Genomic DNA, 22,470 nt, shown 5'->3' on the forward strand with positions numbered 1-22,470 from the left:
TTCAGACGGTGCCGGCCTCGCCACGCCACGCCTCCTCCGCGGCCCGCATCCGCTCCTCGGCCGCCGGCCCCAGACGCGCGTGCACGGCGGCGACCAGGGTCTCCACGAGCGCCATGGGCGCCACAATGCTGTCGAACGGGCTGGGGGCCTCCACCCGCGCGGGGAGCACCACGTCGGCGAACTCGGCCACGGGCGAGAGCCACGGGTCGGTGAACAGCACGACCTTGGCCCCGCGTTCGTGCGCGTACCGGGCGAGCTGCACGGTGTCGTCCTGGTAGCGGCGGAAGTCGAAGACCACACACACATCCCGCCGGCTCAGGTCGACACGGAAGCCCGCGTCGCGCCCCGGGGCCGCGATGTGCACGAAGGTCCCCGGACGCAGCAGCCGAAGATGCAGGTCGAGGTACTCGGCCAGCAGCTGGGAGAACCGGCCGCCGAAGGATGCGATCCGCTTGGCGGGGTTGCAGATCAATCCGACCGCCTGATCGAACTCCCGCTCGGGCAGCGCTGCGAACGTCTGCTCCATGGTCACGCTGCTCACCTGCCGCGCCGCCTCGACCAGTTCGGAGGTCGGAGAATCCCTGCCGATCACCGGCGCCAGGGTCAGCGGCGAGGCGTGACGCGCCTGCACTTCCTCACGGAGCGACTGCTGGAAGTGCCGGTAGCCGTCGAACCCGAGCCGGGCGACGAAACGCACCACGGTGGGGGCGCTGACCCCCGCCTGGGACGCGAGCCCCGAAGCGGACTCCAGCCCGGCCGCCGGGTAGTTGGCGGTCAGCGCCCGCGCGATCTTCCGTTCGGCGGGAGACAGCCCGCCCTCCACACGCCGCACCAGCTCGGCCACGGTGATTCCCGGGCCGGCGTCATGACCAGCCGGCTCCCGCCCCGTGTCGCCCTTCGCAAGATCGCTGTGCTCTCCGGCCAGATCAGCCATCCGCGTCCCTTCTCCGCACTGCTTGACGCAACGATCGTGACACACGGCCAGGAAGACCAGTCGTGGTCACGTCTGCGGCCCGCCCCGCAACTCGGACGGCTGTCAGGGCGGCATCGCCACCCGCTAGGGCAAGACCGCCGAGACCTACCGGCCGGCCGTCACTCCCGCCTCACTCCTGATGTGGGCGTGACGTGGCAACCACTGCTAACGGACCTCGAAGCACGTCAGGCCCTCCGGTTCCTCCTCCTGGACGGTCACGGTGTCGACGGTCGCCAGGGGCGGGCCCTCGCGCACCCAGTCCATCAGCGTCGCCACCCGCTCGGGCTCCCCCTCGAACACGGCCTCCACCGTGCCGTCCGGGCGGTTGCCGACCCAGCCGGCCACGGCGTGCTCGGCCGCCATGCGCCGGCAGGTGTCACGGAAGAACACCCCCTGCACCCTCCCGGAGACCACCACATGTCTGCGGATCATCCGTCGCTCACCTCTCCTCGCCTGGCGGCACCCGCGCGGACCGCTCCCGGCCCGGTGGCCGGCCGCTGGCGCCGCGCCCGGTCGGCGTGCGGCTGACGGAGCGTCCGGCGGCCGCGACGGCCCGGCCGAAGTGTGCGGCGTCCAGGACGGCCGCGCCGTTCGTGTCGTTGTTGAAGTACGCATGGACGTCCGCCCGGTCCGGCCAGGTGTCGGTGATCCGCCGCACCCAGGTGCCGAGCGCCTGCCGACCGTAGCGCGGCGAGGGTTCCGCACGGCCTCCGTGGAAGCGGACATACCCCCAGTCGGCGGTCCGCCAGAGGGGCGTCACGGGCCGGGAGCCGCGGTCGGCCCAGCACAGCGCGGCGCCCCGCCGCTCCAGCACCGTACGGATCTCCGCGGTCCACCACGAGGGGTGTCGGGGTTCGACCGCCACCCGGGTGCCGGCGGGGAAACAGCCGAGGCAGGTGTCCAGCAGCCGGGCGTCCGCGGGGAGCGTGGGCGGCAGTTGGAGCAGGACGGGGCCGAGCCGGGGGCCGAGGGCGGCGGCCCGCGACATCAGCCGTGCGACCGGCTCCGCGGGGTCGCGCAGCCGCTTGATGTGGGTGAGGTAGCGGCTTGCCTTGACGGCCAGGACGAACCCGTCGGGGGTCCGCGCCCGCCAGTCGGCGAAGGTCTTCTCCTCGGGCAGCCGGTAGAAGGCGGCATTGCTCTCGACGGTGGCGAAGTGCCGCGCGTACTCCTCCAGCCACAGCCGCTGCGGCCGGCCGGGCGGGTAGAGGACCGTACGCCAGTCCTTGTACTGCCAGCCGGAGGTTCCGACGAGGACGGTCATGTGCGCATCCCTGCCCGGCCGGGGCCCGGACGTATCAGCCGCCCCCGCACGGCCCGGCGGCCGGGCAGCGGTCAGGCCGCGGCAGGCGACCCGGCGGCACCAGCACCTCCCTCGTCCGCGGCACGGTGGATCGGTGTCCGGAGGCCGGTCAGCGGGACGCCCGTGCCACCCCGCCGGGCCGCGACGATCTCCGCCGCGATGGACAGGGCGGTCTCCTCGGGCGTACGGGCGCCCAGGTCGAGGCCGATCGGCGAGTGGAGCCGGGCGAGTTCGGCCGCGGTGAGGCCGGCTGCGCGGAGTTGACGGTTGCGGTCCTCGTGGGTCCGGCGTGAGCCCATCGCGCCGACGAAGGCGACCGGCAGCCGTAGCGCCTCCTCCAGCAGGGGAATGTCGAACTTGGCGTCGTGGGTGAGCACACACACCACCGTGCGGCCGTCGGTCGCGGTGTGCTGGAGGTAGCGGTGCGGCCACTCGACCACGAGGTCGTCGGCCTCGGGAAAGCGCGCCCGGGTGGTGAAGACGGGGCGGGCGTCGCACACCGTCACGTGGTAGCCGAGGAACTTGCCCGCCCGCACCAGCGCCGCGGCGAAGTCCACCGCACCAAAGATGATCATGCGGGGCGGTGGTGCGCTCGATTCGACGAACAGCGTCACGGCCGGCCCGCAGCGCGCTCCGCCCTCCGTGACCTCGCAGGAACCGGTGCGCCCGGCGTCCAGCAGGGCGCGGGCCTGCTCCGCCGCCGCGCGGTCCAGCCCCGGACGCCCGCCGAGGCCGCCCTCGTACGACCCGTCGGGACGGACGAGCAGCGGTCTGCCGAGGAGTGCGGCCGGGCCCCGGACGACCCGGGCGAGGGCCGCCGCCGTGCCCCGGGCGGCGGTCGCCAGCGCCGCCGCCCACACGCTGCGGTCCGGCCCGGCCGCCGACACCGGCGTGATCAGGACCTCGATCTCGCCCCCGCAGGTCAGTCCCACCGCGAAGGCGTCCTCCGCGCTGTAGCCGAACCGTTCGCGCAGCGTCACCCCCTCCCGGAGCGCCTGGACGCACAGGTCATACACCGCCGCCTCCACACAGCCTCCGGAGACCGACCCGACGGCCGTGCCCCCGCTGTCGACGGCGAGAGCGGCACCGGGCCGGCGCGGGGCACTGCCGCCGACGGCCACGACGGTGGCCACGGCGAAGTCCCGGCCCTGTTCGACCCATCGGGTCAGCTCGTCGGCGATGTCCAGCATCGTGGTCTCCTCGTGATTCGTGGGGCGGCGGGGCGGCGGCACCGCGGACGTCCGCACGGGTCATCCGCCGGCGCGGCCCCCACCTCCCGCCAGCAGGACGCGGTCGGGGCGGATCGGCAGATGCCGGTGGCGTACCCCGGTCGCGTGCCAGACCGCGTTGGCGATCGCCGCCGCACCGCCGACGACCCCGATCTCACCTATCCCCTTGATGCCGACCGGATCGCTCTCGTCCGGGTCGTCCACCCAGTCCGCCTCGATGGGGGGCACGTCGGCGTGCGCGGCGACGTGATAGCCCGCGAGGTCGGCGCCGACAGGGGCGCCCGACGCCCGGTCGCGGACCGCCTCCTCGTGCAGCGCCATGGACAGCCCCCAGGTCATGCCGCCGATGAACTGACTGCGGGCGGTCAGCGGATTGACGATCCGGCCGGCGGCGAAGATACCGAGCATCCGGCGCACACGGACCTCCCCACTGGTGATGTCCACGGCGACCTCGGCGAACTGCGCGCCGAAGGCGTGCCGTTCGGTGGCCGCGAGGGCGGCAATCGCCGCGGCGGTGTCCGACCGGACCGTGATCCCCTGCGGCGGAATCCCGCCGCCCAGGGCCAGTTGCTCCCGCAGTTCGCCCGCCGCGGCCATCACCGCCCAGGACCAGGAGCGGGTGCCCATCGAGCCGCCCGCGATCATCGCCGGGCCGAAGTCGCTGTCCGCGATCCGCATCCGGATGCGTTCCGGAGCCACCCGCAGCGCGTCCGCGGCCACCAGGGTCAGCGCGGTGCGCGCGCCGGTGCCGATGTCCGCCGCGGTGATCCGTACGGTGAAATCGCCGTCCGCCTCCGCCGTCACGGCCGCCGTGGACGGGGCGGCGCGAGCGGGGAACTGCGAGGCGGCCGTGCCGGTGCCGAGCAGCCAGCGACCGTCGCGCCGCCCGCCGGGACGCGGGTCGCGCTCCGCCCAGCCGAATCTGCGGGCGCCCTCCTGGAAGCACGCCTGCAGCTTGTGGCTGCTGAACGGGAGACCGGAGACGGGGCCGGCTTCCGGTTCGTTGCGTGCCCGTAGCGCGATCGGGTCCATCCCGCACTTCTCGGCGAGTTCGTCGAGCGCGGACTCCAGCGCGAACGAGCCCGGCGCCTCGCCCGGCGCCCGCATCCAGCTCGGCGTCGGCACATCGAGCGGGACGACACGGTTGACGGTGTGGTGCGCGTCGGCGTCGTACATCACCCGCCCCATGTCGGCGCTGCGCTCGATGAATTCATACACCGTCGAGGTGACGCACTCGGCTTGGTGCTCGAAGGCGCGCAGCCGTCCGTCGGCGTCGGCGCCGAGCCTGACCCGCTGCGCGGTGGGGCTGCGGTAGCCGACGAGCGAGAACATCTGCCGGCGCGTCAGGACGACCCTGACCGGGCGCTGAAGGACGGTCGCCGCCATGGCGGCGAGCACCTGGTGCGGGCGGGTGGCCTTGGACCCGAAGCCGCCGCCGACGTGCTCGGACCGCACCCGTACCGAGGCCGGCTCCAGGGAGAAGAGGTGCGCGAGTTCCTGCGCGACGAATGCGCTGCCCTGGTTGGAATCGACGACCTCCAGCCGGCCGCCCTCCCAGCGCGCCATCGCCGCATGCGGCTCCAGCGGATGGTGGTGCTCCTCGGGCGTGGTGTACTGCGCGTCCACCACCACGGTGGACGCGGCGAGCGCGGCCGCCAGGTCGCCCTTCGCCGTCTCCGCCGGGGAGTTCGGGGAGTCCTGGGGCGTGTACCTGCCCGGATGCCCGGCGGCGAACGCGACCTCGTGCGGCTCCTGGTCGTAGCGGACCACCAGCGCCGCGGCGGCCTCCCTCGCCTGCTCGGGCGTTTCGGCGACGACCAGCGCCACCGGCCAGCCCGCGTAGGGCACCCGGTCGTGCTGGAAGACCTGGAGGACCGGGTCGGGCTTCCCCAGGGCACCGGTGTAGTTGCCGTCGACGCGCGGGGCGTTGCCGTGGTGGAGCACGGCGAGCACTCCGGGCATCGCCAGCACGGGGGCGGACTCCACGGCACGGATGCGCCCACGGGCGATGGTGGACACCACCAGCCAGCCATGGGCGAGTTCGGCGAACGGGATCTCCCCCGCGTACCGGGCCGCCCCGGTGACCTTGGCCAGGCCCTCCATGCGGGTGTGGGCGGCGCCGACGGCCCCTGTCACCGCGGTGGTTCCCGTGGTCGTCGTGGTCATCGCGCGGCCTCCTCGGTGAGCTCGGTGAGCTCGGTCAGCAGGGCGACGACGAGGTTGCGCAGCAGCGTCACCTTGTATCCGTTGTGGGGCAGCACCTCGGCGGCCGCGAGTTCGGCATCCGCGGCGGCGGCGAACGCCTCGGCGCTCGCCGGCCCCCCGGTCAGCGCCCGCTCGGCCGTCCGGGCCCGCCACGGCCGGGACGCCACCGCGCCGAAGGCGAGCCGGACCTCGCGGACCGTGCCGTCGTGGACGTCGAGGGCGGCGGCGAGCGAGCCGATGGCGAAGGCGAACGACGCCCGCTCGCGCACCTTGCGGTAACGGGAGACGGCGGCGACCGGAGCCGGCGGGAGCCGGAGCCCGGTGATCAGCGCGCCGGACGGCAGCGCGGTCTCCAGATGCGGGGTCCGCCCTACCGGAAGATAGAACTCCGCCAGGGGCAACTCCCCTGGTCCGTCGGCCGTTTCATATCCGACGACGGCATCGAAGGCGGCGAGCGCCACCCCCATGTCCGAGGGGTGGACGGCGACACAGTGCGCGGAGGCACCGAGGATCGCATGGTTGTGGTGCTCGCCCCCGATGGCCGGGCAGCCGCTGCCGGGGACGCGCTTGTTGCACGCCGCGGCCGGGTCGGTGAAGTAGCCGCAGCGCGTGCGCTGCAGCAGATTGCCGCCGACCGTGGCCATGTTGCGCAACTGCCCCGAGGCGCCGGACAGCACGGCCTGCGCCAGCGCCGGATAGCGGCGCCGGACCTCGGGATCGGCGGCGAGATCGCTGTTGGTGACCGTCGCGCCGATGTGCAGGCCGCCGTCCGGCGTGACCTCGATCCGGTCGAGGGGGAGGTCCTGGACGTCGATGAGCAGCGCGGGCCGCTCCACCCCCGTCTTCATCAGATCGACGAGATTGGTCCCGCCACCGAGGAGGCGCGCCCGCGGATCGGCGGCGAGCAGCGCGACCGCGCCCTGGACGTCGCTCGCCCGCCGATAGCCGAATTCCCTCATGCGACCGCCTCTCCGTCCGCCGGGGCGCCGGCCTCACCCAGGCCGCCGGCCTGCCACGGCTCCGACGGGGCGCCCGATCGTCCGGCCGCCCCGGCCGCCCGGGCGACCGCCTGGACTATCGACACATACGCGCCGCAGCGGCAGAGGTTGCCGCTCATCCGCTCCCGGATCTCCTCGGCGCTGAGCTCCGGCACGCCCGCCTCGGGCCGTACATCAGCGGTCGCGGCGCTGGGCCAGCCCGCCGCGTGCTCCTCGATCACCGCGAGGGCCGAACAGATCTGTCCCGGTGTGCAATAGCCGCACTGGAAGCCGTCGAGGTCGAGGAACGCCTGCTGCACCGGATGCAGCCGGTCGCCGTCCGCCACGCCCTCGATGGTGGTGATCGCGCGCCCCTCGGCGGCGACGGCGAGCTGCAGACAGGAAACCGCCCGGCGCCCGTCGAGCAGCACCGTGCAGGCACCGCACTGCCCCTGGTCACAGCCCTTCTTGGTGCCGGTCAGATCGAGCTGCTCACGCAGCGCGTCAAGCAGGGTGGTGCGGTGGTCGACGGGCAGCGTGTGCTTCTCGCCGTTGACGTGCAGTGTGATGGCGCTGGACGTCGGTGGGGCCATCTCTCAGCCTTCTTTCGCGTAGGTCAGGCGCGGCGGGCGTCGGGACGCGGGCCTGCGGCCGGCGGGTCCACCAGGAGTCGGACGATCCCCGTGGCGCGGGTCCGGGAGCGCCGGGCGGGTATCTCACGGGCGGTCGGGGAGGAACGGGCACTGTCCCTGTGCGGAGCGGCGCCGGCTCGGGACCGCGAGGGGCGCTGTGGGAGCAGGATCAGCGCGGGCACCCTCAGTCCTCCCCTCCGGGCTGTATCTGCCGCTTGGAATCTGCCGCTATGGTGGACCTAAGCGGACAGCTGTCCACTCCATCGAAGCTACCGGACAACTGTCCGGTTATCAAGACCGGATTCTGCGTGATTCCCGAAAGCCTGAAAGGAGGACGAGTGCAGCAGCGGAAGGACGCGCCCCTGCGCTCGGACGCGCAACGGAATCGCGAGCGCATCCTGGAAGTGGCACTGGCGGAGCTGACGCACTCGGCGGACGCCCCGCTGAGCGCGATCGCGAAGAAGGCAGGCGTCGGACAGGGGACGTTCTACCGGAACTTCCCCAACCGCGAGTCACTCGTCCTGGAGGTCTACCGCTACGAGGTGCAGCAGGTCGCCGACACCGCCTCCCAGCTGCTCGAAAGCCGCGCTCCCGAGGAGGCCCTGCGGGAGTGGATGGACCGCCTGGCCCAGTACGCCATGGCCAAGGCGGGCCTGGCCGACGCCATGCGCAAGGCCACCAGCGCACACGGCAGCCTGGCGGGCCTGGGCCATGGCCCGGTGACCTCGGCCGTCGCCCTGCTCCTGAAGGCGAACGAGGAGGCCGGCGCCATCCGCCCCGGGGTGACCCCCGACGACTTCGTCCTCGCCATCGCCGGCCTCTGGCAGATCGACCCGCACAGCGACTGGCAGTCACGCGCCGGCCGCCTCTTGGACCTGGTCATGGACGGACTCCGAGCGGGCGCTCCGGGGGCGTGCGAGACAACAGGACGTTAGCGCTCCGTTAGTGGACCGACAGTGACAGCAGGAAGAGTTGTCCCTGCTCGCCGCAACCCCGGCCCCACCTGACCGCCCTCGGCGTCAGGGGTGTTGCGGCGCCTGCTGCCCCCAGAGCAGGTACCCGAGCGCACCACTGCTCAGTCACCACGCTCGATCAGATCAGGAGCACCATGTCCCCCCAGACCTCCCCCCGCCGCCACGCCCGCACCCTCGCCGCCACACTGCTCGCCGTGACGGCCGCGGCCGCGCTCACCGCGTGCCAGGACGGCAAGCCCGACAGTGCGCAGAGCCCGTCGTCGGCCGCGTCGGACGGCAGCTCGTCGGGCACCGCATCCGGCGCCAACGGGGGCGGCACCGGCGCCGGTGCGCAGAACTCCGGTGGCTCGGCGGGCACCTCCCGGCAGCCCACTGCCGCGCGGAGCGCCGCGTCCACCGACAACTCGCCGCACCGCTGCACCGCGGCCCCGATGCGCATGACGCTGGGGCAGCCCGACCCGGGCGCGGGCAACATCCACTATGCGCTGACCTTCACCAACAGCGGCAAGCAGTCCTGCACGCTGCGTGGCTTCCCCGGGGTCTCGCTGCTGGCCAAGGACGGGCAGTCGGTCGGCAAGCCGGCCACCCGTGAGGGTTCGGCGGGTGCGGCCGTCACGCTCGCCCCCGGTAACAGCGCCCATGCGGTGCTGCACACGGTCAGCGAGGGGACGAAGGGCTCCGGCTGCTGGCCGGCCGGGGCCCTGGTCCAGGCGTACCCGCCCGGCTCGAAGGAGTCGCTGACCGCACGCGCCTCCGGACTGCGGGTCTGCGGCGAGGAGTTCAGCGTCACCACCGTCGCGCCCGGTGCGGCCGCCTGACCCGCATCCCTGGGCTTGGCGTCTCCTGCCGTACAGAGGGCCGGCGCGCCGCCCATAGCGCGATCACGCCATGACGCGAGGCTCAGCACTGCGGGCCCGCCCGGTACCGGCTCCGGCCGGCGGGCGGGCCCGTGCGCCTGTCGCTCCCGACCCGGCGGGGGGCGGCAAGCGGTTCTCGGGCTGACCCGCCGATGCCGAGTTGCCGGAGGCCACCGGCCCTGGGCAAGGTGGAGAGCGGACGGAGGCAGCGGCCGCCGCCGTCGGACGGGCGCGGCCGCGGGGCGGTGGCACACCGCGCAGGCCCGGGAGGGCCCCTGCACACCGGTCCCCCATCGCCCGGATCCGCCCGGCCGGGCCCGGCGGCGTACCGGAGAGACGTCCGGCCCGCGGAGCGTCCGACGCCACGGAGCGGAGGAACCATGGGGACAACGCACACCGCCCGGACGGCTGCGGCGTGGCCGCAGTTGCGGGTGGCCGACTGGACCGACACCCGCGACACGCTGCACATGTGGACACAGATCGTCGGCAAGGTAAGGCTGGCCCACGCGCCGCTGGTCAACCACTGGTGGCAGGTGACGCTCTACGTCAGCCCGCGGGGCCTGACCACCTCCGCCGTCCCGCACGGCACGGGCGCCTTCGACATCGAATTCGACTTCCTCGATCACGTGCTGCACCTGCGCACCAGCGACGGCGGCACCCGCCGCATCGCGCTGGAATCCATGCCGGTGACCGACTTCCACGCCCGTGTCCTGAGGGCCCTGGAGGAGCTGGACGTCCCCACCACGATCCAGGCGCATCCCAACGAGGTCGAGCAGGCGATCCCGTTCGCGGAGGACTACCGGCACCACACCTACGACCCGCACGCCGCACAGCTCTTCTGGCGTCAACTCCTCCAGGCGAACCGGGTGCTGGGGGAGTTCCGAGCGGAGTTCGCCGGGAAGGTCAGCCCGGTCCACTTCTTCTGGGGAGCCATGGATCTGGCCTGCACCCGCTTCTCCGGACGCGGCGCCCCGCGGCACCCCGGAGGCGCACCGAACTGCGGCGACTGGGTCATGGTGGAGGGCTACTCACGCGAGCTGAGCAGTTGCGGATTCTGGCCCGGCGGCGGGGACGAGGGCGCCTTCTACGCCTACGCGTACCCCGAACCGGAAGGCTTCGCCGAGAGTCCGGTCGCTCCCCCCGAAGCGTTCTACAGCGCGCAGAACGGTCAATTCCTGTTGCCGTACGAGGCGGTACGCAGCGCCACGGACCCGGACCTGACACTCACCCGCTTCCTGCACAGCACCTACGCGGCCGCCGCCGACCGGGCCGGGTGGGACCGTGCGGCGCTGGAGGTCGATCCGGAGCGCTGGAACCTCGTCCGATAGGCGGCGGCACCGCCACGGCGTGGGACGTACGCGGCGCACTGCGCCTCAGCCGAAGGGAAGACCCGATGACTCCTCGCGACGACTGGCCGACGCCCGCTCAGGGGCTGGTACTGACCCACTTCCTGACCGTGCGGGACGTCGCCGCGTCCCGCCGCTTCTACGCGGAGGTGTTCGGCGGTGAGGTGGTGCTGGCCGAGAACCCCTGCATTGTGAAGATCGCCAACGGCTGGATCATCATGAACCCCGGTGGCGGCCCCACCCCCGACAAACCCGACGTCACCCTCACCGCGCCCGAACCCGGCGACCCGGTGTCGTCCTTCCTCAACGTGCGGGTGGCCGATATCGCGGCCTTCTACGAACAGGCCGTCGCCAAGGGCGCGCAGTTCCTGACCGAGCCGCTCGACCGCAAGGCCGAGATCCGCTGCTATCTCCGCGATCCGGACGGCTATCTGATCGAGGTGGGCCAGGCCACCGGGATGCTGGAGGGCGTCTTCGCGGATCCGAGCGGTCCGCCCGCGCCGGGTGCCGGAAATCCCTGAGGGTGCGCCGGGACATGCGCCCAGGACACACCGAGCGCCGGCCTGCCACCGCACTCCGCCCGCTTACCGTCTGATCCAGAACTGGAGGGCGTACGCGCCCCACCCTTCCCGGCCGCCGAAGGAGAACTGCTGCTGGTGCGGCGTGGGGAAGGACGTGGTCTCCATGACCAAGGGGCCCTCGTTCCCGCCCTCGTACGCCATGTTCTTGTTCTTGGCGACGTTGAAGAGCGCGAAGCGCCCGTCGTCACCGGACGGGGTCCACTGGCAGTAAGGGTTGCTGTACGTGATCTTCTGGAGCCAGACGGAGTCGTCGTGGGGACTGGCACAGAGGATGCGGTCGGACCACAGTCCGTTGACGATCAGCACCGGACCGGAAGTGCTCCGGGCTGAGGCGAGCGCGGAGGTCCCGGGCAGAACCGTGAGACAGGCGGCCGTCATACCGGCGATCGCCATGATTTTCGCTGCCCGGGACATACGTCTGAAGCGTGCCATGGGCGAGCTCCTTCGCTCTCGGACCCGCCGGAGCCGACAGGTCGGGCGATCCTCCAGGGCAACCTGTGACATGACCAGATCACGGAGAAATTTCCCGGCAAGGCACACCGGGCCCCCACACAAAATCGGCCTTCACGACCACAACGGGGCGCGAAGGCCGACCTCACGTGCGGCCCCCAGGATTCGCGGACAGTGTCGCGATTGCTGCGGGGCCCGCGCGGGCGGTGACGTCACCAGCGGTACCAGCGGCCGCGCCGGCCGCCGGCGCCCGCCGACCGCATCAGGAAGCCGAGCAGCCAGAATGCCAGCACGACGACGGCGACGATCCACAGGGCCTTCAATGCGAATCCGGCACCGAAGAGAAGCAGTGCGAGAAGCAGGACTAGGAGCAGGGGAACCATGAGAGTCAACCTCCGAATCGGGGACTTCGACTCCACGCAGCGAGAGTGCGTCCTCCAGTGGAAAGCGCCAGAGGTGGCTACGGGGAATCTTCAGGCTTCTTGAGGGAAAGGGGGGTTGAGGGAAGGAGGCCGGCTCAGATGCGGCCGTGTACAAGTCGCGTCAGGGGACCGGTTCGCGGCTTCGCCGTGGCACGACCCGCGGCGAAAGCAGCGCCGACGGCGCCGATCAGCCCGGCACCGACGCTCGCGGCAATGGCCTTCCGCTTCTTGACGACCTTCCAGGTGGTGACGGCCGTGGCAGCGAAGTGCTCGGTCGCGGCCACGGCGGCCTGCCGACCGCTTTCGACGCTCGACTTGGCACGCTCACCGGCCGTCGCGGCTTCCTTCGTGGCGACACGACCTGCATTTTCGGCAGACTTCGTCCCTGCCGAGGCAGCCGCCTTGGATTTGCGCTGCACCGCGCCGGAGGGACCGTCGGACTTCTTTCGTTCGTCACTCATGCCATTCGTCTCGCCGCTCTTTCCGCTTTGAAACCCCGGAAGCTGTATGCCGACACCTGCCGCAACTGATTCAGCGTCAATAACCTCGCCGTTGAAGATCGTTCACTGTCGACCCATGTTGTTCTCGGGACGGTAGGGACTGACCGGGACCGGCGAACAACAAGCCGGGTTACAGGAAAGCGCCGTCCCGCCGGGGAATGGCGCGTTCCGCGCTCACCGTGCTGCGCCGCCCACCGGGATGCGCCGGCGGACGGAGGCGGCGCAACCGCCGCCACGCATACGTTCGACGCCGAGGGGCAGGCGGTGTTCTACCGCCGAAACTCCCCATCGCACAGGGGTCTTCAGCGAAACCACACGGCGTACGAACGAGACCACACGACGTACAACGGACGGGATCATGGCGACAACGGAGAGCACGGAAGGAACGAGTGGGCCGAAGCGTATCGGCGCCCCCGCAGCGATGCGTCACGCAGCTGCGCAACTCGCCCAGATGCTCCAATGCGAGCCCGGCTCGGTATCCGCACTCCGAGGCACTGACGACGGTTGGTCGGCGGACGTGGAAATAGTGGAGATCCCACGGATACCGGACACCGCGAGCGTCATGGCTTCCTACCGGGTTCACCTGGATCACCTGGGTGAACTCATGGGATACGAGCGGACTCGCCGTTATGCCAGGGGCCAGATCGACCGGTAACCGGTACGGGAAAAGGCTCCACAGAAATAGCAAACGTTCCATGACCCGCTCCAGCACACTGGAAGGGAAGATCAACTGTGTCTGTCGTTCAGCAATCAAACGCACCGAACAGCAGCAGTGGCAGCGGCTCAGGGAATCTCTACGATGTTCTTGAGCTGATACTCGACCGGGGGCTCGTCATCGACGCCTTCGTCCGCGTGTCCCTCGTCGGTATCGAGATACTCAAGATCGATGTACGTGTCGTCGTCGCGAGCGTGGACACCTATCTGCGTTTCGCCGAGGCGTGCAATCGACTGGATCTGGAATCGGGCCGCAAGGCGCCCAGCCAACTCACCGATCTCGTGGGTGAAGTGACCGAGGACGGCGCCAAAGGCAAATCGAAAGGCGCACTGACCGGCGCCATCGAGGCCTTCAGCGATTCCTTCCAGAAGGGTCGCGAGGAACCCGAGCAGGAGGAAGAGGAGCGCCCCGCGCGTAAGTCTTCCGCGTCCAGCAAGCGCCGCACGGCTCACCGCCGGGAGGAGTGACCATGCCGACCTACGTCTACGCCATCACCGACGCCGGCCATCCGCTCCGTCTGGACGGCATCCCCGGGGTCGGCGACCCCGCAGCGGAGCTGCGCACCGTCCGGACCGAGCAGCTCAGCGCGGTGGTCAGCGATGCGCCGGCGGATCTGCGGGCCAAGCGCAGGGATCTGGTCGCCCACCAGAGCGTGCAGGAGCGTCTGCTCGCCGACGGTCCCGCGCTGCCGATGCGGTTCGGCCTGGTCGGGCCCGATGACGCCCAGGTCGCGACCATCCTGGAGGAGCAGCGGGACACCTACGCCGAGCGCCTCAAGGAGATCGCCGGCTGCCTGGAGTACAACCTCAAGGTCGCCCGCGACGAGGACGACCTGCTGCGGGAAGTCGTGGCGGAATCCGCCGACGTACGGCGGCTCAACGAGCGCACCCGGGACAATCCCGCCGCGCACGACGACCGGCTGGCGCTCGGCGAACTGGTCGCCCAGGAGGTCCAGGCCCGGCAGGACCGTATGGGCACCGAGCTGGTGGCCCGCCTGACGCCGGCGGCGGAACGCACGGCGGTCGCCGAGCCGACCAAGACGCACTTCCTGAACGTGTCGTTCCTGGTGAAGCGTGAGAAGACCGGAGCGTTCTCCGAGGCCGTCCACCAGGAGGCCGAACAGCGCGGCGAGGCCTACACGTTCCACCTGAACGGCCCGCTGCCGCCCTACAGCTTCGTCTGACCCCGGCCGAGCACGCCGAGCGGAGACACGCCATGGGCCTCATCACGAACATCCTGACCCTGCCGCTGGCCCCGGTGCGGGGCACCGTCTGGGTACTCGACCAGGTACTGCTGACCGCGGAGCGCGAGTACTACGACCCGGAGCCCGTACGCGAGGAACTACGGCAGCTGGAGCGGCAGTTGCTCGACGAAAGCATCACGCCCGAGGAGTTCGACCGGCGGGAGGACGACCTTCTGGACCGCCTGGAATGGCTGGAGGCCAACCAGCAGCGGCTGCGTACCGACTCCTGATCACGAGGAGAACGAGGTGTACGAGAGATGATGAGCAACGTCAAGATAGGGGTGGCCCTCGTAGGGGGCTACGTCCTGGGACGCACGAAGAAAGCCAAACTGGCCATCGGCCTGGGCATGTACCTCGCCGGCAAGCGGCTGAACCTGGATCCGAGGCAACTGGGCAAGCTGGTGGCCAATTCACCGGTGCTCGGTCCCCTCAACGACCAGGTACGCAGCGAGCTCGTGGACGCCACGAAGTCGGCGGCCACCTCCGCGCTCACCCAGCGCATGTCCGCTCTCACCGACTCCCTGCACGAGCGGACCCTGGAACTCAGCGATGCGGGCAGCGACACCGGCCGCGGCGCGGAGTCGGCGGACGAGCCGGAGAACGCCGAACACCCGGACTCCGAGGACGAGCAGCCGGCGCCCTCGGGCAAGAGGGCGGCCACCTCGTCCGCACGGTCGAGCAAGCCCGCCGCGAGCAAGTCATCGGCGAAGACATCGGCAGCAAAGACATCCCAACGAGCCAAGTCCGCCAAGGCGGCCACGTCGAGCAGGTCGGCCAAGGCAGCCACGTCCGGCACGTCCGCCACGGGCAAGGCGACTCACCGGGCGGGAAAGACCGCTTCGGGCGCGCGAAAGGCCACCACCGGCACTCGGAAGAAGGCCGCGGGGACGGCACGCAGCACGGCTGACCGGGGAGGCCGCGATGACTGAGTCCGCGTTCAGCAAGGTGAAGAACGACGTGGTGAAGAGCCCGGCCGCGGAAGATCTCAAGGAGGAATTCCAGAAGTACCTCCAGGCCCGGGCGCAGCACGCCGTCACCAGCCTCGGCCACCGACTGGGCGAAAGCGTCGCCCGACTCGGCGAGCCCGGCCAGGGTGCGGGCTCGCTGGTCAGCAGCCTCGCCAAGGGCGGCAAGGCGCTCGGCGAGGGCAGCTCACCGGCGCAGGCCGCACTGACTGCCGGTGCCTCGCACCTCAAGGACACCGTCAAGGGCAAGGTCAAGGACAAGGTCAAGGGCTTGTTCGGCAAGGGCCGCGAGAGCGGGGGCGGCAAGTCCAAGAGCGTGACGATCGTCGAGGACATCGACGTGGGTGTGCCGGTCCGTGAGGCATACGACCAGTGGACACAGTTCCAGGAATTCAGCACCTTCGCCAAGGGTGTCGTCAGTGTCGAGAAGTCCGACGACACCACCAGTAACTGGAAGGTGAAGGTCGCCAAGTCCACGCGCAGTTGGCGCGCGAACGTCACCGAGCAAGTGCCCGACGAGCGCATCACCTGGACCACCGAGGGCGCCAAGGGAACGGTCAAGGGCGTGGTGACCTTCCACCCCCTCACCGAAGACCTGACGCGAGTGCTGCTGGTTCTCGAGTACTTCCCCAAGGGCCTCTTCGAGAAGACGGGCAACATCTGGCGCGCCCAGGGCCGTCGCGCCCGCCTCGACCTCAAGCTCTACCGCAAGTTCCTCATGATGCGCGGCGAGGCGACCGACGGCTGGCGGGGCGAAATCCGGGACGGCAAGGTCGTCGTCGAGCACGCCGATGCCGTGGAGGACGAAGAGCAGGCCGGCGAGGACGAGTCCTCCGCCGAGGACGAGTTCGAGGGCGACCCCGATGACGCCATCGCGGACGCGGACGACGTGCGGGGCGACGAGGCGTACGAGGACGACGTCCGGGACGAGGCCGACGAGGAGGCCGAAGCAGACGACGAGCCAGAAGCAGACCTCGCAGAGGAGGAAGCGGACGAGGAAGGCGAGATAGGCGAGGAAGACGACGAGGACGCCCCGACCGCCCGTCGCACACGGCGCCGCCCCGTCGCGGCCACCCGTCAATAAACCTGCCCACCTGCCCCACCTGCCCCACCTGCCCCCTATCCCCTGTCCTTGACGCACAGACGAGGCTGATCACGTGTCCGATTCACTCGCCGGCCGTATGGGGCCGTCCTCCGGGGTGTCCCCGTACAACGGGCAAGGGTCGTCCGCCAACCTGGCCGACATTCTCGAACGCGTCCTCGACAAGGGCGTCGTCATCGCGGGCGACATTCAGATCAACCTGCTCGACATCGAGCTGCTGACCATCAAACTGCGGTTGCTCGTCGCCTCCGTCGACAAGGCCAAGGAGATGGGCATCGACTGGTGGGAGCACGATCCCTCGCTCTCGTCCCGCGCCCACTCCCCCGGGCAGGTCGCGCCCGCAGCCGCTCCGCCGGCGGGCGACGACCGCCTGGCCGAGGAGAACGCCCGGCTGCGCGCCGAGCTCGCCGAACTACGCGCCGCCGTCGGCCTGCCGAAGAGTTCCCAGGGCGACGGAACACCGCAGACGGCGCACCAGCATGAGGATCACGAGGAGCATGAGGAGGAGGAACGGTGAACACCGACTCCCGGCCCATCGGAACGGACGCCGCTCCTCCCCTCGGCGGTCCGGACACTCCGACGGACCCCGGCGCCACGAACCCCGCCACCACGGTCTCGTATGTCTACGCCATCAGCCGCGCAGGCTCGGAACTCGAGACGACGGCCCCGCACCTCACCGGGTTGGAGGGCGGGCCGCTCCGGACCGTCAGCTGTGGCGAGCTGACCGCCCTCGTGTCCTCCGTGCCCGCCGGCGCATACAGCGAGGAGGGCATGCGGGCACGGCTGGAGGACCTGTCCGAGCTGGAGGCCGTCGCCCGTACCCATCACGCGGTGATCGAAGCCGCGTACGCCACCACAGCGGCGCTCCCCATGCGGCTGGCCACGGTATATCTGGACGACGCCCGGGTCCGGTCGATGCTTCACGAGCGCCGTACGGACTTCGGCGACCTGCTGGCCTGGCTCGACGGGCACATCGAGCTGGGGGTCAAGGTCTACGCCGACCCGCGCGAGGCCGCCGCAGCGCCACCCGCACCCGCCCCCGCCTCCGCGCCGGCCGGCTCCGGCCGCGCGTACCTACAGCAACGCCGGGCGCAGCGGCGCCATCACCGCGACGCGTACCGTGCGGCGGGGGCGGTCGCGGGCGCCGTACCGGACCGAGTGGCCGCACTCGCCCGGGCCAGGGTGGCGCACCGTCCGCAGCAGGGTGAGCTGGCTTCGGGCCCGGGTGAGAACATCTCCAACGAGGCCTACCTGGTACCCGTCGAGCGGATAGATCAGTTCCGCCAGGCGCTGGCAGGGCTGGCCGACGAGGTGCCCGGCGTACAGGTCGAGATCACCGGCCCGTGGGCACCGTATTCCTTCGCCACACCCCCCACGGCGGGCGCCGGCACATGAGACACGACCAGGCTTCGACGAACAGCGGCGGGCTCCCCGGCGTCCCTGGCGACCTCGGCATCACCGATCTGTCCGAGGAGGAGTCGCTCGCCGGGCGTCAGGTCGCCCTGATCGACCTCCTCGATCGCCTGCTGAACGGTGGCGCGGTCCTCACCGGCGATCTCGTCCTGTCGGTCGCCGATGTGGACCTGGTCCGGATCAATCTGCGCGCGGTCATTCACTCGATCACGCCCGACGACCCGGCACCGTGGTGAAGGAACCCCTCAACGTCGTTGCCCAGAGCGGCAGTTCACCCTACGAGGAGGAGTGTGCCCGTGTCGGAAGACCACGCTCATGCCCCCAACCCGGCCTTCGCGGAGGTCGCCCAGGCCGCGGCCCGGGCGTTCGATCTGGTGCCGGCGGGGACGAACGACCGGACGTCGGGCAACGACGTGGCGCGGCGGCTGGAGACCGACCCGGAGACCGTCGAGCGAGATCTCATCAAGTTGGTGCTGACCATCGTCGAGCTCTTGCGGCAGCTCATGGAGCGCACCGCATTGCACCGCACCGACCACGGCGACCTGACCGAGGAGCAGGAAGAACGCATCGGTATGACGCTGATGATTCTCGAGGACCGGATGTCGGAACTCTGCGGCCGCTATGGACTCACCATGAGCGACCTCAACCTGGATCTCGGACCGCTGGGCTCACTGCTCCCGACCACGGCACCGGGCGACGTCGACCGATGACGTCGGTCGCCTGCCCGGCTCCCCAGCCTCCGCTTCCCCTGAAATGCCGACATTGGGGATACCCGCCTATAGTGAGGCGGGACTGTTCGCATCACTGCCAGGCGAGTCTCCCGGGGCTCCCGAGCCCCTTCCGGCCACCGGGCAGTCAGGACGGAGGTCCGCCCATGCTGAGCGCGATCGCAGACGTTTTCCGGGCCATCGGTGGCGCCATCGCCACCGTCGTCACCCTGCCTTTCCGGGCCGTAGGCCGGCTCTTCGGAGGGGCCGCCGACTCCGCACACGGCCGCCACTGAGGCGACCCCTGCCGCCGCCACGTGCGAGTGACCGCGTTTTCGTCGCGCATCGACGCACAGACGCCCCTCGCCACCGGCCCCGTGTGCGAGACTCGCCAGATGATTATCGAACGTGCGTACGCATACACGGCTGCCCACGACGAAGGCGAGTGGCCCTGGTCCGTGCCCTGCGTACGCGCGCTCCTGGCGAACGGGCTGCGCTTCACCGCACCGGTGACGTTCCTGGTCGGCGAGAACGGCTCGGGCAAATCGACTCTGATCGAGGCCCTCGCCGAAGGCTTCGGCCTGGATCCCTGGGGCGGCTCCCACGACTGGCGCTACGCGAGCCACCGCACCAAATCAGTGCTCGGGGAACGGATCCGCTTCGACGCGGCGCCGCGCGGTCGGCGCATGCTGAGCAGCTGGTCGGCCCGCAAGGGTTTCTTCCTGCGCGCCGAAACGGCACTGAACGCGCTGGAGCGGGAAGGGTTCGCGCCGGATTACGTCAGCCATGGCGAAGGTTTCCTGGAGGCGTTTCGGCGGAAGTTCCTCCAGCCCGGGTTGTATGTGATGGACGAGCCGGAAGCAGCCCTGTCATTCGCGTCCTGCCTCGAACTACTCGGCCACATCGACCAGTTGGTGAAGAACGGCGGTCAGGTCATCTGCGCCACCCACTCTCCACTCCTGACCGCGCTGCCGGGCGCGGACATCGTCGAGATCGGCGAACACGGCCTGCGTCGAGCGGCCTGGAATGAACTCGCCCTGGTCGACCACTGGCGCCGCTACCTCGGCAACCCCCAGTCCTACCTGCGGCACATCCTCGACTGAGGTCGCCCTGCCCCCACGCCTGTCCCACTCGCAGGAGATCGACCAGGCAGACTCGCTGTACGGGGCGTCCGGGATCGTGCAGCTCGTGGCCACCCTCGCGACCGCTGCGGTCTTCGTCATCTGGTTCCACCGCACCCGTGTCAACGCCGAGGTCTTCGCCCCCGAGTACCACGCGAAGAGGCGCGCCTGGGCGATCTGGGGCTGGTTCGTACCGGTGGTCAACCTGTGGTTCCCCCGGCGGATCGCCACCGACATCTGGAATGCCAGCGCCGACGTGCCCTCCCGCTCCAGGGCACTGCTCAACGGGTGGTGGTCACTATGGCTCCTGAACCTCATCTTCGGACGGCTCGCCAGCCAGCGGTACAGCAGGGCCAGGACGGCGGACGAAATCAAGGGAGCAATCGCCGGCCTCATGGCAAGCGATGCCTTCAACATCGCAGCCGCCGCCCTCGCCATCCTCTTCGTGCATCGCCTCACCCGCATGCAGCACGAAAAGGCATTGCGCGGCCCGGCACTCTGACCGCGGCGGGCCCCTCAGCCTCCGCAGGCCCACCTCGACGCTTCCGCAAGCGGTCGCCATCCACGGTCCGCTGAACCTCCGCCCGATGACCACGAGTTCACGGGCGAAAGCCCCGTTGATCTGTGCGCACAGATCAACGGGGCTTTGCCGAGCACGCATTCGCGCGGCGGGAAGAACGGCGAATGCGGGCTCGTCAGCTATGCAGGATTGTTCACTCGGGCAGCCCTCGAACAAACCCGGCGACCAACGTCGCCACCCCTTCCGGAGTCTCCAGGATCATGGGGTGGGTGGCGTCAATCCGGTTGATGTTGATCGTCGGCTGGGTGCGGGACAGCGCAGCCAGCTCGTCGGAGACCCCGCTTGCGAACCGGGCGCTGAACTCGTCGAACCACTCCATGCCGGGCGCAGGCGGTAGCCGACGGCCGGCCTGTACCAGCAGCAGCGGGCAGTCGACCCCGTCCAGCCATGTGGTGACACCGAGCGCGCCGAGCCTGTGGAGTTCGTCGAGGATCTCCAGCGCCGCCGCCCGTTCCGGGAGCGTCTGCCATCTGCCGTCGGGCAACGGGCGTGCCGCCGCGCGGGCAGCGGCCTCCGCACGGTCGGCGGGAATCCCGAACCGGGCGGAGTTGATGACCTGCCCTTCGATGTACTCGGGTGGCGCGATGGCCCCGGCCGACGCCAGCAGCCCCTCACTCACCCGTTCAGCACCGGGGTACTCACGTCCCCACCAGAAGCCGTCGAGATTCACGGCGGCACGTGCACGGGCCCGGTGCGGGTTCGCCCGGGCGTACTCGACCGCGACCAGCCCGCCGAGAGAATGGCCCACCACAACGGCCTCCGGCACGCCATGTGCGTCGAGCGTGTCCGCGAGGCTCCGCACCACGGTGGGGATGGTCCAGGGGGAGATACCGGGAGAGCGGCCGTGCCCGGGAAGGTCAACGGCGAGCACACGATGCCCGGCGGTGAGCAGAGCGGCCGAGGCGTCCCAGTCGGTGAGCGATCGTGCGTAACCGTGCAGAAGTACCAGTTGAGGGCCATCGCCCCCGTAGTCATGAGCATGTAGGAGTGTCATCGGGCTTCACTGTAGGGGGACTTAACATTTCGGACACCGGATTAAAGGTCTTCGTCGAAGCGAAGCTTGGGCACGTACCGAAGATGCCGCGTGCCATCCGGCCGCGAAGCACTGGTCTCCAGACACTCGGCCAACGCCGACCACGTGGGGGTTGGCCCGGCGGACGTGGGCGTCGGCCGGGACGAGGTAGCGCCCGTCCGGTGTTTTGGCGCCGAGGTTCGGGTCCCAGGCTGCGGTCCCGCCGGAGAGAGGCACGCCGGTGGCTCTGCGCCGGCCGAAGACCGCTTCCTGCTCGGCGACGGAGAGCGCGGTGAACCGCGGCAGGTCGAACTCCATGCGCCGCACCACGGCGATCGTCCCGCCGCCGACGGGAGCCGGCCCGGCCAGCCACAGGTGGCGTTGGTGTTCGGCCGTCGTGTGCGGGCCCACGATGCCGTCGATGAAGCCGAGCAGGTTTCGTGGCGCGGAGATGCCCTTGTCCACAGGGATGTTCGGACCGCGGCGTCCGGACTGCCGCCAGCGCTCACGTATCCGGTGACCGGCCTGCTCCAGAAGCGCGGCAGCGACGACCGGTAACGGCAAGGGGTCGCCGGCGCAGATCTGTAACAACAGGTCCCCGCCGCGTGACTGCGGGGCGATCTGCTCGCGGGAGAACCGGGGGAGGTCTGCCGCGCCGGGCAGGGCGGGATCGGCCATGCGCACCAGCCGTGGGCCCACCCCGATCGTCACGGTGAGATCGCCCGGCGGCAGGCCCACCAGTCGTGGGTCGGTTCCCGCGGTGAGCGTGCGAACGGCCCGGCCGAGTTCGGCCAGCAGCGGGCCGATGGCCACGGCGTCGCCGAGGTCGGCCACCACCGCCAGGAGGTTCGGCTGGGCCGGTTGCGGGAGCGTGATGCCTGCCTGATAGCGGCCGGTCGGCGACACCCGTTCAGGTGACGCGGGGGAAGAAGGCCGGCTTGGCCGAGGTGCAGGCGATTCGCACCCGGCGGTGAGCCCGGTGGTCGCCGCGGCCCCGGTGGCACCGATGAACGCGCGGCGTGATGGATGGGAGTCGGCTCGGCTCACGGCGTGGAGAATGCCATATCCCGTCTGGCGCAGGCGAGTTGATCGACCTCCGCGCAGGGATGACTTCATGCCAGGATGAGGTCATGCCTCGTCTCCGTCTTCGCGTGATGGTCGCG

At 70.7% G+C, this 22,470-nt stretch carries 29 protein-coding genes; 17 read left to right on the forward strand and 12 right to left on the reverse strand.

What is annotated here, in order from left to right; all coding sequences use genetic code 11:
• Position 1: 1 nt before the first annotated feature.
• From OIU81_RS04235 to OIU81_RS04265, 7 genes are all read right to left on the reverse strand, one after another.
• Positions 2-934 (reverse strand): MurR/RpiR family transcriptional regulator, encoded by a 933-nt coding sequence (locus OIU81_RS04235; protein WP_329143960.1) that lies wholly within the window; start codon positions 932-934, stop codon positions 2-4.
• Between the two features lie 204 nt (positions 935-1,138).
• Positions 1,139-1,405 (reverse strand): acylphosphatase, encoded by a 267-nt coding sequence (locus tag OIU81_RS04240; RefSeq protein ID WP_329143962.1) that lies wholly within the window; start codon positions 1,403-1,405, stop codon positions 1,139-1,141.
• Between the two features lie 7 nt (positions 1,406-1,412).
• Complete coding sequence (locus OIU81_RS04245) at positions 1,413-2,237, reverse strand: DUF72 domain-containing protein (RefSeq protein ID WP_329143963.1); 825 nt, start codon at positions 2,235-2,237, stop codon at positions 1,413-1,415.
• 71 nt (positions 2,238-2,308) lie between these two features.
• A complete protein-coding gene (locus tag OIU81_RS04250; protein ID WP_329143965.1) occupies positions 2,309-3,466 on the reverse strand; it encodes an XdhC/CoxI family protein in 1,158 nt (385 codons plus the stop codon).
• Between the two features lie 60 nt (positions 3,467-3,526).
• Positions 3,527-5,671 (reverse strand): xanthine dehydrogenase family protein molybdopterin-binding subunit, encoded by a 2,145-nt coding sequence (locus tag OIU81_RS04255; RefSeq protein WP_329143968.1) that lies wholly within the window; start codon positions 5,669-5,671, stop codon positions 3,527-3,529.
• Positions 5,668-6,669, reverse strand: coding sequence for an FAD binding domain-containing protein (locus tag OIU81_RS04260; protein ID WP_329143970.1), 1,002 nt, complete (start codon positions 6,667-6,669; stop codon positions 5,668-5,670). Before OIU81_RS04260 ends, OIU81_RS04255 begins: the two co-directional genes overlap by 4 nt.
• Complete coding sequence (locus OIU81_RS04265) at positions 6,666-7,280, reverse strand: (2Fe-2S)-binding protein (RefSeq protein WP_329143971.1); 615 nt, start codon at positions 7,278-7,280, stop codon at positions 6,666-6,668. Before OIU81_RS04265 ends, OIU81_RS04260 begins: the two co-directional genes overlap by 4 nt.
• Positions 7,281-7,657: 377 nt before the next feature.
• On the opposite strand from OIU81_RS04265, the gene OIU81_RS04270 reads away from it, so the two are divergent.
• The 4 genes from OIU81_RS04270 (at position 7,658) to OIU81_RS04285 (ending at position 11,017) form a co-directional block, all read left to right on the forward strand.
• Positions 7,658-8,254: a TetR/AcrR family transcriptional regulator gene (locus tag OIU81_RS04270; protein WP_329143973.1), complete on the forward strand. Its 597-nt coding sequence runs from the start codon at positions 7,658-7,660 to the stop codon at positions 8,252-8,254.
• Positions 8,255-8,427: 173 nt separating this feature from the next.
• On the forward strand, positions 8,428-9,111 hold the full coding sequence (locus OIU81_RS04275; RefSeq protein ID WP_329143975.1) for a DUF4232 domain-containing protein: 684 nt from the start codon (positions 8,428-8,430) through the stop codon (positions 9,109-9,111).
• A gap of 419 nt (positions 9,112-9,530) precedes the next feature.
• A complete protein-coding gene (locus OIU81_RS04280) occupies positions 9,531-10,478 on the forward strand; it encodes a DUF5996 family protein (RefSeq protein WP_329143977.1) in 948 nt (315 codons plus the stop codon).
• A gap of 65 nt (positions 10,479-10,543) precedes the next feature.
• Positions 10,544-11,017 (forward strand): VOC family protein, encoded by a 474-nt coding sequence (locus tag OIU81_RS04285; RefSeq protein ID WP_329143979.1) that lies wholly within the window; start codon positions 10,544-10,546, stop codon positions 11,015-11,017.
• Positions 11,018-11,080: 63 nt separating this feature from the next.
• Here OIU81_RS04285 and OIU81_RS04290 read toward each other — a convergent pair whose 3' ends face one another.
• The 3 genes from OIU81_RS04290 to OIU81_RS04300 all read right to left on the reverse strand — a co-directional run bounded on the left by OIU81_RS04290 (position 11,081) and on the right by OIU81_RS04300 (position 12,410).
• Positions 11,081-11,509, reverse strand: coding sequence for a hypothetical protein (locus tag OIU81_RS04290; RefSeq protein ID WP_329143981.1), 429 nt, complete (start codon positions 11,507-11,509; stop codon positions 11,081-11,083).
• A 230-nt stretch (positions 11,510-11,739) separates the two neighbouring features.
• Positions 11,740-11,910: a hydrophobic protein gene (locus OIU81_RS04295; protein WP_086717956.1), complete on the reverse strand. Its 171-nt coding sequence runs from the start codon at positions 11,908-11,910 to the stop codon at positions 11,740-11,742.
• Positions 11,911-12,044: 134 nt separating this feature from the next.
• On the reverse strand, positions 12,045-12,410 hold the full coding sequence (locus OIU81_RS04300) for a hypothetical protein (protein ID WP_329143985.1): 366 nt from the start codon (positions 12,408-12,410) through the stop codon (positions 12,045-12,047).
• 397 nt (positions 12,411-12,807) lie between these two features.
• Between OIU81_RS04300 and OIU81_RS04305 the strand changes: the two genes are divergently transcribed.
• From OIU81_RS04305 to OIU81_RS04365, 13 genes are all read left to right on the forward strand, one after another.
• Complete coding sequence (locus OIU81_RS04305) at positions 12,808-13,104, forward strand: gas vesicle protein GvpO (RefSeq protein ID WP_329143986.1); 297 nt, start codon at positions 12,808-12,810, stop codon at positions 13,102-13,104.
• A 77-nt stretch (positions 13,105-13,181) separates the two neighbouring features.
• Positions 13,182-13,631, forward strand: a complete 450-nt coding sequence (locus OIU81_RS04310) for a gas vesicle structural protein GvpA (RefSeq protein WP_329143988.1) — start codon at positions 13,182-13,184, stop codon at positions 13,629-13,631.
• A gap of 2 nt (positions 13,632-13,633) precedes the next feature.
• A complete protein-coding gene (locus OIU81_RS04315; RefSeq protein ID WP_329143990.1) occupies positions 13,634-14,347 on the forward strand; it encodes a GvpL/GvpF family gas vesicle protein in 714 nt (237 codons plus the stop codon).
• 32 nt (positions 14,348-14,379) lie between these two features.
• Positions 14,380-14,637, forward strand: coding sequence for a gas vesicle protein GvpG (locus OIU81_RS04320; RefSeq protein WP_329143992.1), 258 nt, complete (start codon positions 14,380-14,382; stop codon positions 14,635-14,637).
• Between the two features lie 27 nt (positions 14,638-14,664).
• A complete protein-coding gene (locus OIU81_RS04325) occupies positions 14,665-15,336 on the forward strand; it encodes a hypothetical protein (RefSeq protein WP_329143994.1) in 672 nt (223 codons plus the stop codon).
• Positions 15,329-16,456, forward strand: a complete 1,128-nt coding sequence (locus OIU81_RS04330) for an SRPBCC family protein (protein WP_329143996.1) — start codon at positions 15,329-15,331, stop codon at positions 16,454-16,456. Before OIU81_RS04325 ends, OIU81_RS04330 begins: the two co-directional genes overlap by 8 nt.
• A 73-nt stretch (positions 16,457-16,529) precedes the next feature.
• On the forward strand, positions 16,530-16,991 hold the full coding sequence (gene gvpJ / locus OIU81_RS04335) for a gas vesicle protein GvpJ (protein ID WP_443073925.1): 462 nt from the start codon (positions 16,530-16,532) through the stop codon (positions 16,989-16,991).
• On the forward strand, positions 16,988-17,869 hold the full coding sequence (locus OIU81_RS04340) for a GvpL/GvpF family gas vesicle protein (RefSeq protein ID WP_329143998.1): 882 nt from the start codon (positions 16,988-16,990) through the stop codon (positions 17,867-17,869). The genes gvpJ and OIU81_RS04340 overlap by 4 nt, the downstream gene beginning before the upstream one ends.
• The gene (locus OIU81_RS04345) at positions 17,866-18,123 is read left to right on the forward strand and encodes a gas vesicle protein (RefSeq protein WP_443073926.1); all 258 of its coding nucleotides are present in this window, start codon (positions 17,866-17,868) and stop codon (positions 18,121-18,123) included. The genes OIU81_RS04340 and OIU81_RS04345 overlap by 4 nt, the downstream gene beginning before the upstream one ends.
• A 60-nt stretch (positions 18,124-18,183) precedes the next feature.
• A complete protein-coding gene (locus OIU81_RS04350; protein ID WP_329144000.1) occupies positions 18,184-18,597 on the forward strand; it encodes a gas vesicle protein K in 414 nt (137 codons plus the stop codon).
• 164 nt (positions 18,598-18,761) lie between these two features.
• Positions 18,762-18,890: an LPFR motif small protein gene (locus tag OIU81_RS04355; protein WP_329144001.1), complete on the forward strand. Its 129-nt coding sequence runs from the start codon at positions 18,762-18,764 to the stop codon at positions 18,888-18,890.
• Between the two features lie 99 nt (positions 18,891-18,989).
• Positions 18,990-19,697 carry an AAA family ATPase gene (locus OIU81_RS04360; RefSeq protein WP_329144003.1) on the forward strand — a complete coding sequence of 236 codons (708 nt, stop codon included), beginning with the start codon at positions 18,990-18,992 and terminating at the stop codon, positions 19,695-19,697.
• Positions 19,621-20,217 (forward strand): DUF4328 domain-containing protein, encoded by a 597-nt coding sequence (locus OIU81_RS04365; protein WP_329144005.1) that lies wholly within the window; start codon positions 19,621-19,623, stop codon positions 20,215-20,217. Before OIU81_RS04360 ends, OIU81_RS04365 begins: the two co-directional genes overlap by 77 nt.
• 211 nt (positions 20,218-20,428) lie before the next feature.
• Here OIU81_RS04365 and OIU81_RS04370 read toward each other — a convergent pair whose 3' ends face one another.
• Both OIU81_RS04370 and OIU81_RS04375 read right to left on the reverse strand, forming a co-directional pair.
• Positions 20,429-21,289, reverse strand: a complete 861-nt coding sequence (locus tag OIU81_RS04370; RefSeq protein ID WP_329144007.1) for an alpha/beta fold hydrolase — start codon at positions 21,287-21,289, stop codon at positions 20,429-20,431.
• A gap of 21 nt (positions 21,290-21,310) precedes the next feature.
• Complete coding sequence (locus OIU81_RS04375) at positions 21,311-22,354, reverse strand: Dyp-type peroxidase (RefSeq protein ID WP_329144009.1); 1,044 nt, start codon at positions 22,352-22,354, stop codon at positions 21,311-21,313.
• Positions 22,355-22,470: the final 116 nt, after the last annotated feature.

This window comes from Streptomyces sp. NBC_01454 (assembly GCF_036227565.1).
Lineage (GTDB): Bacteria > Actinomycetota > Actinomycetes > Streptomycetales > Streptomycetaceae > Streptomyces.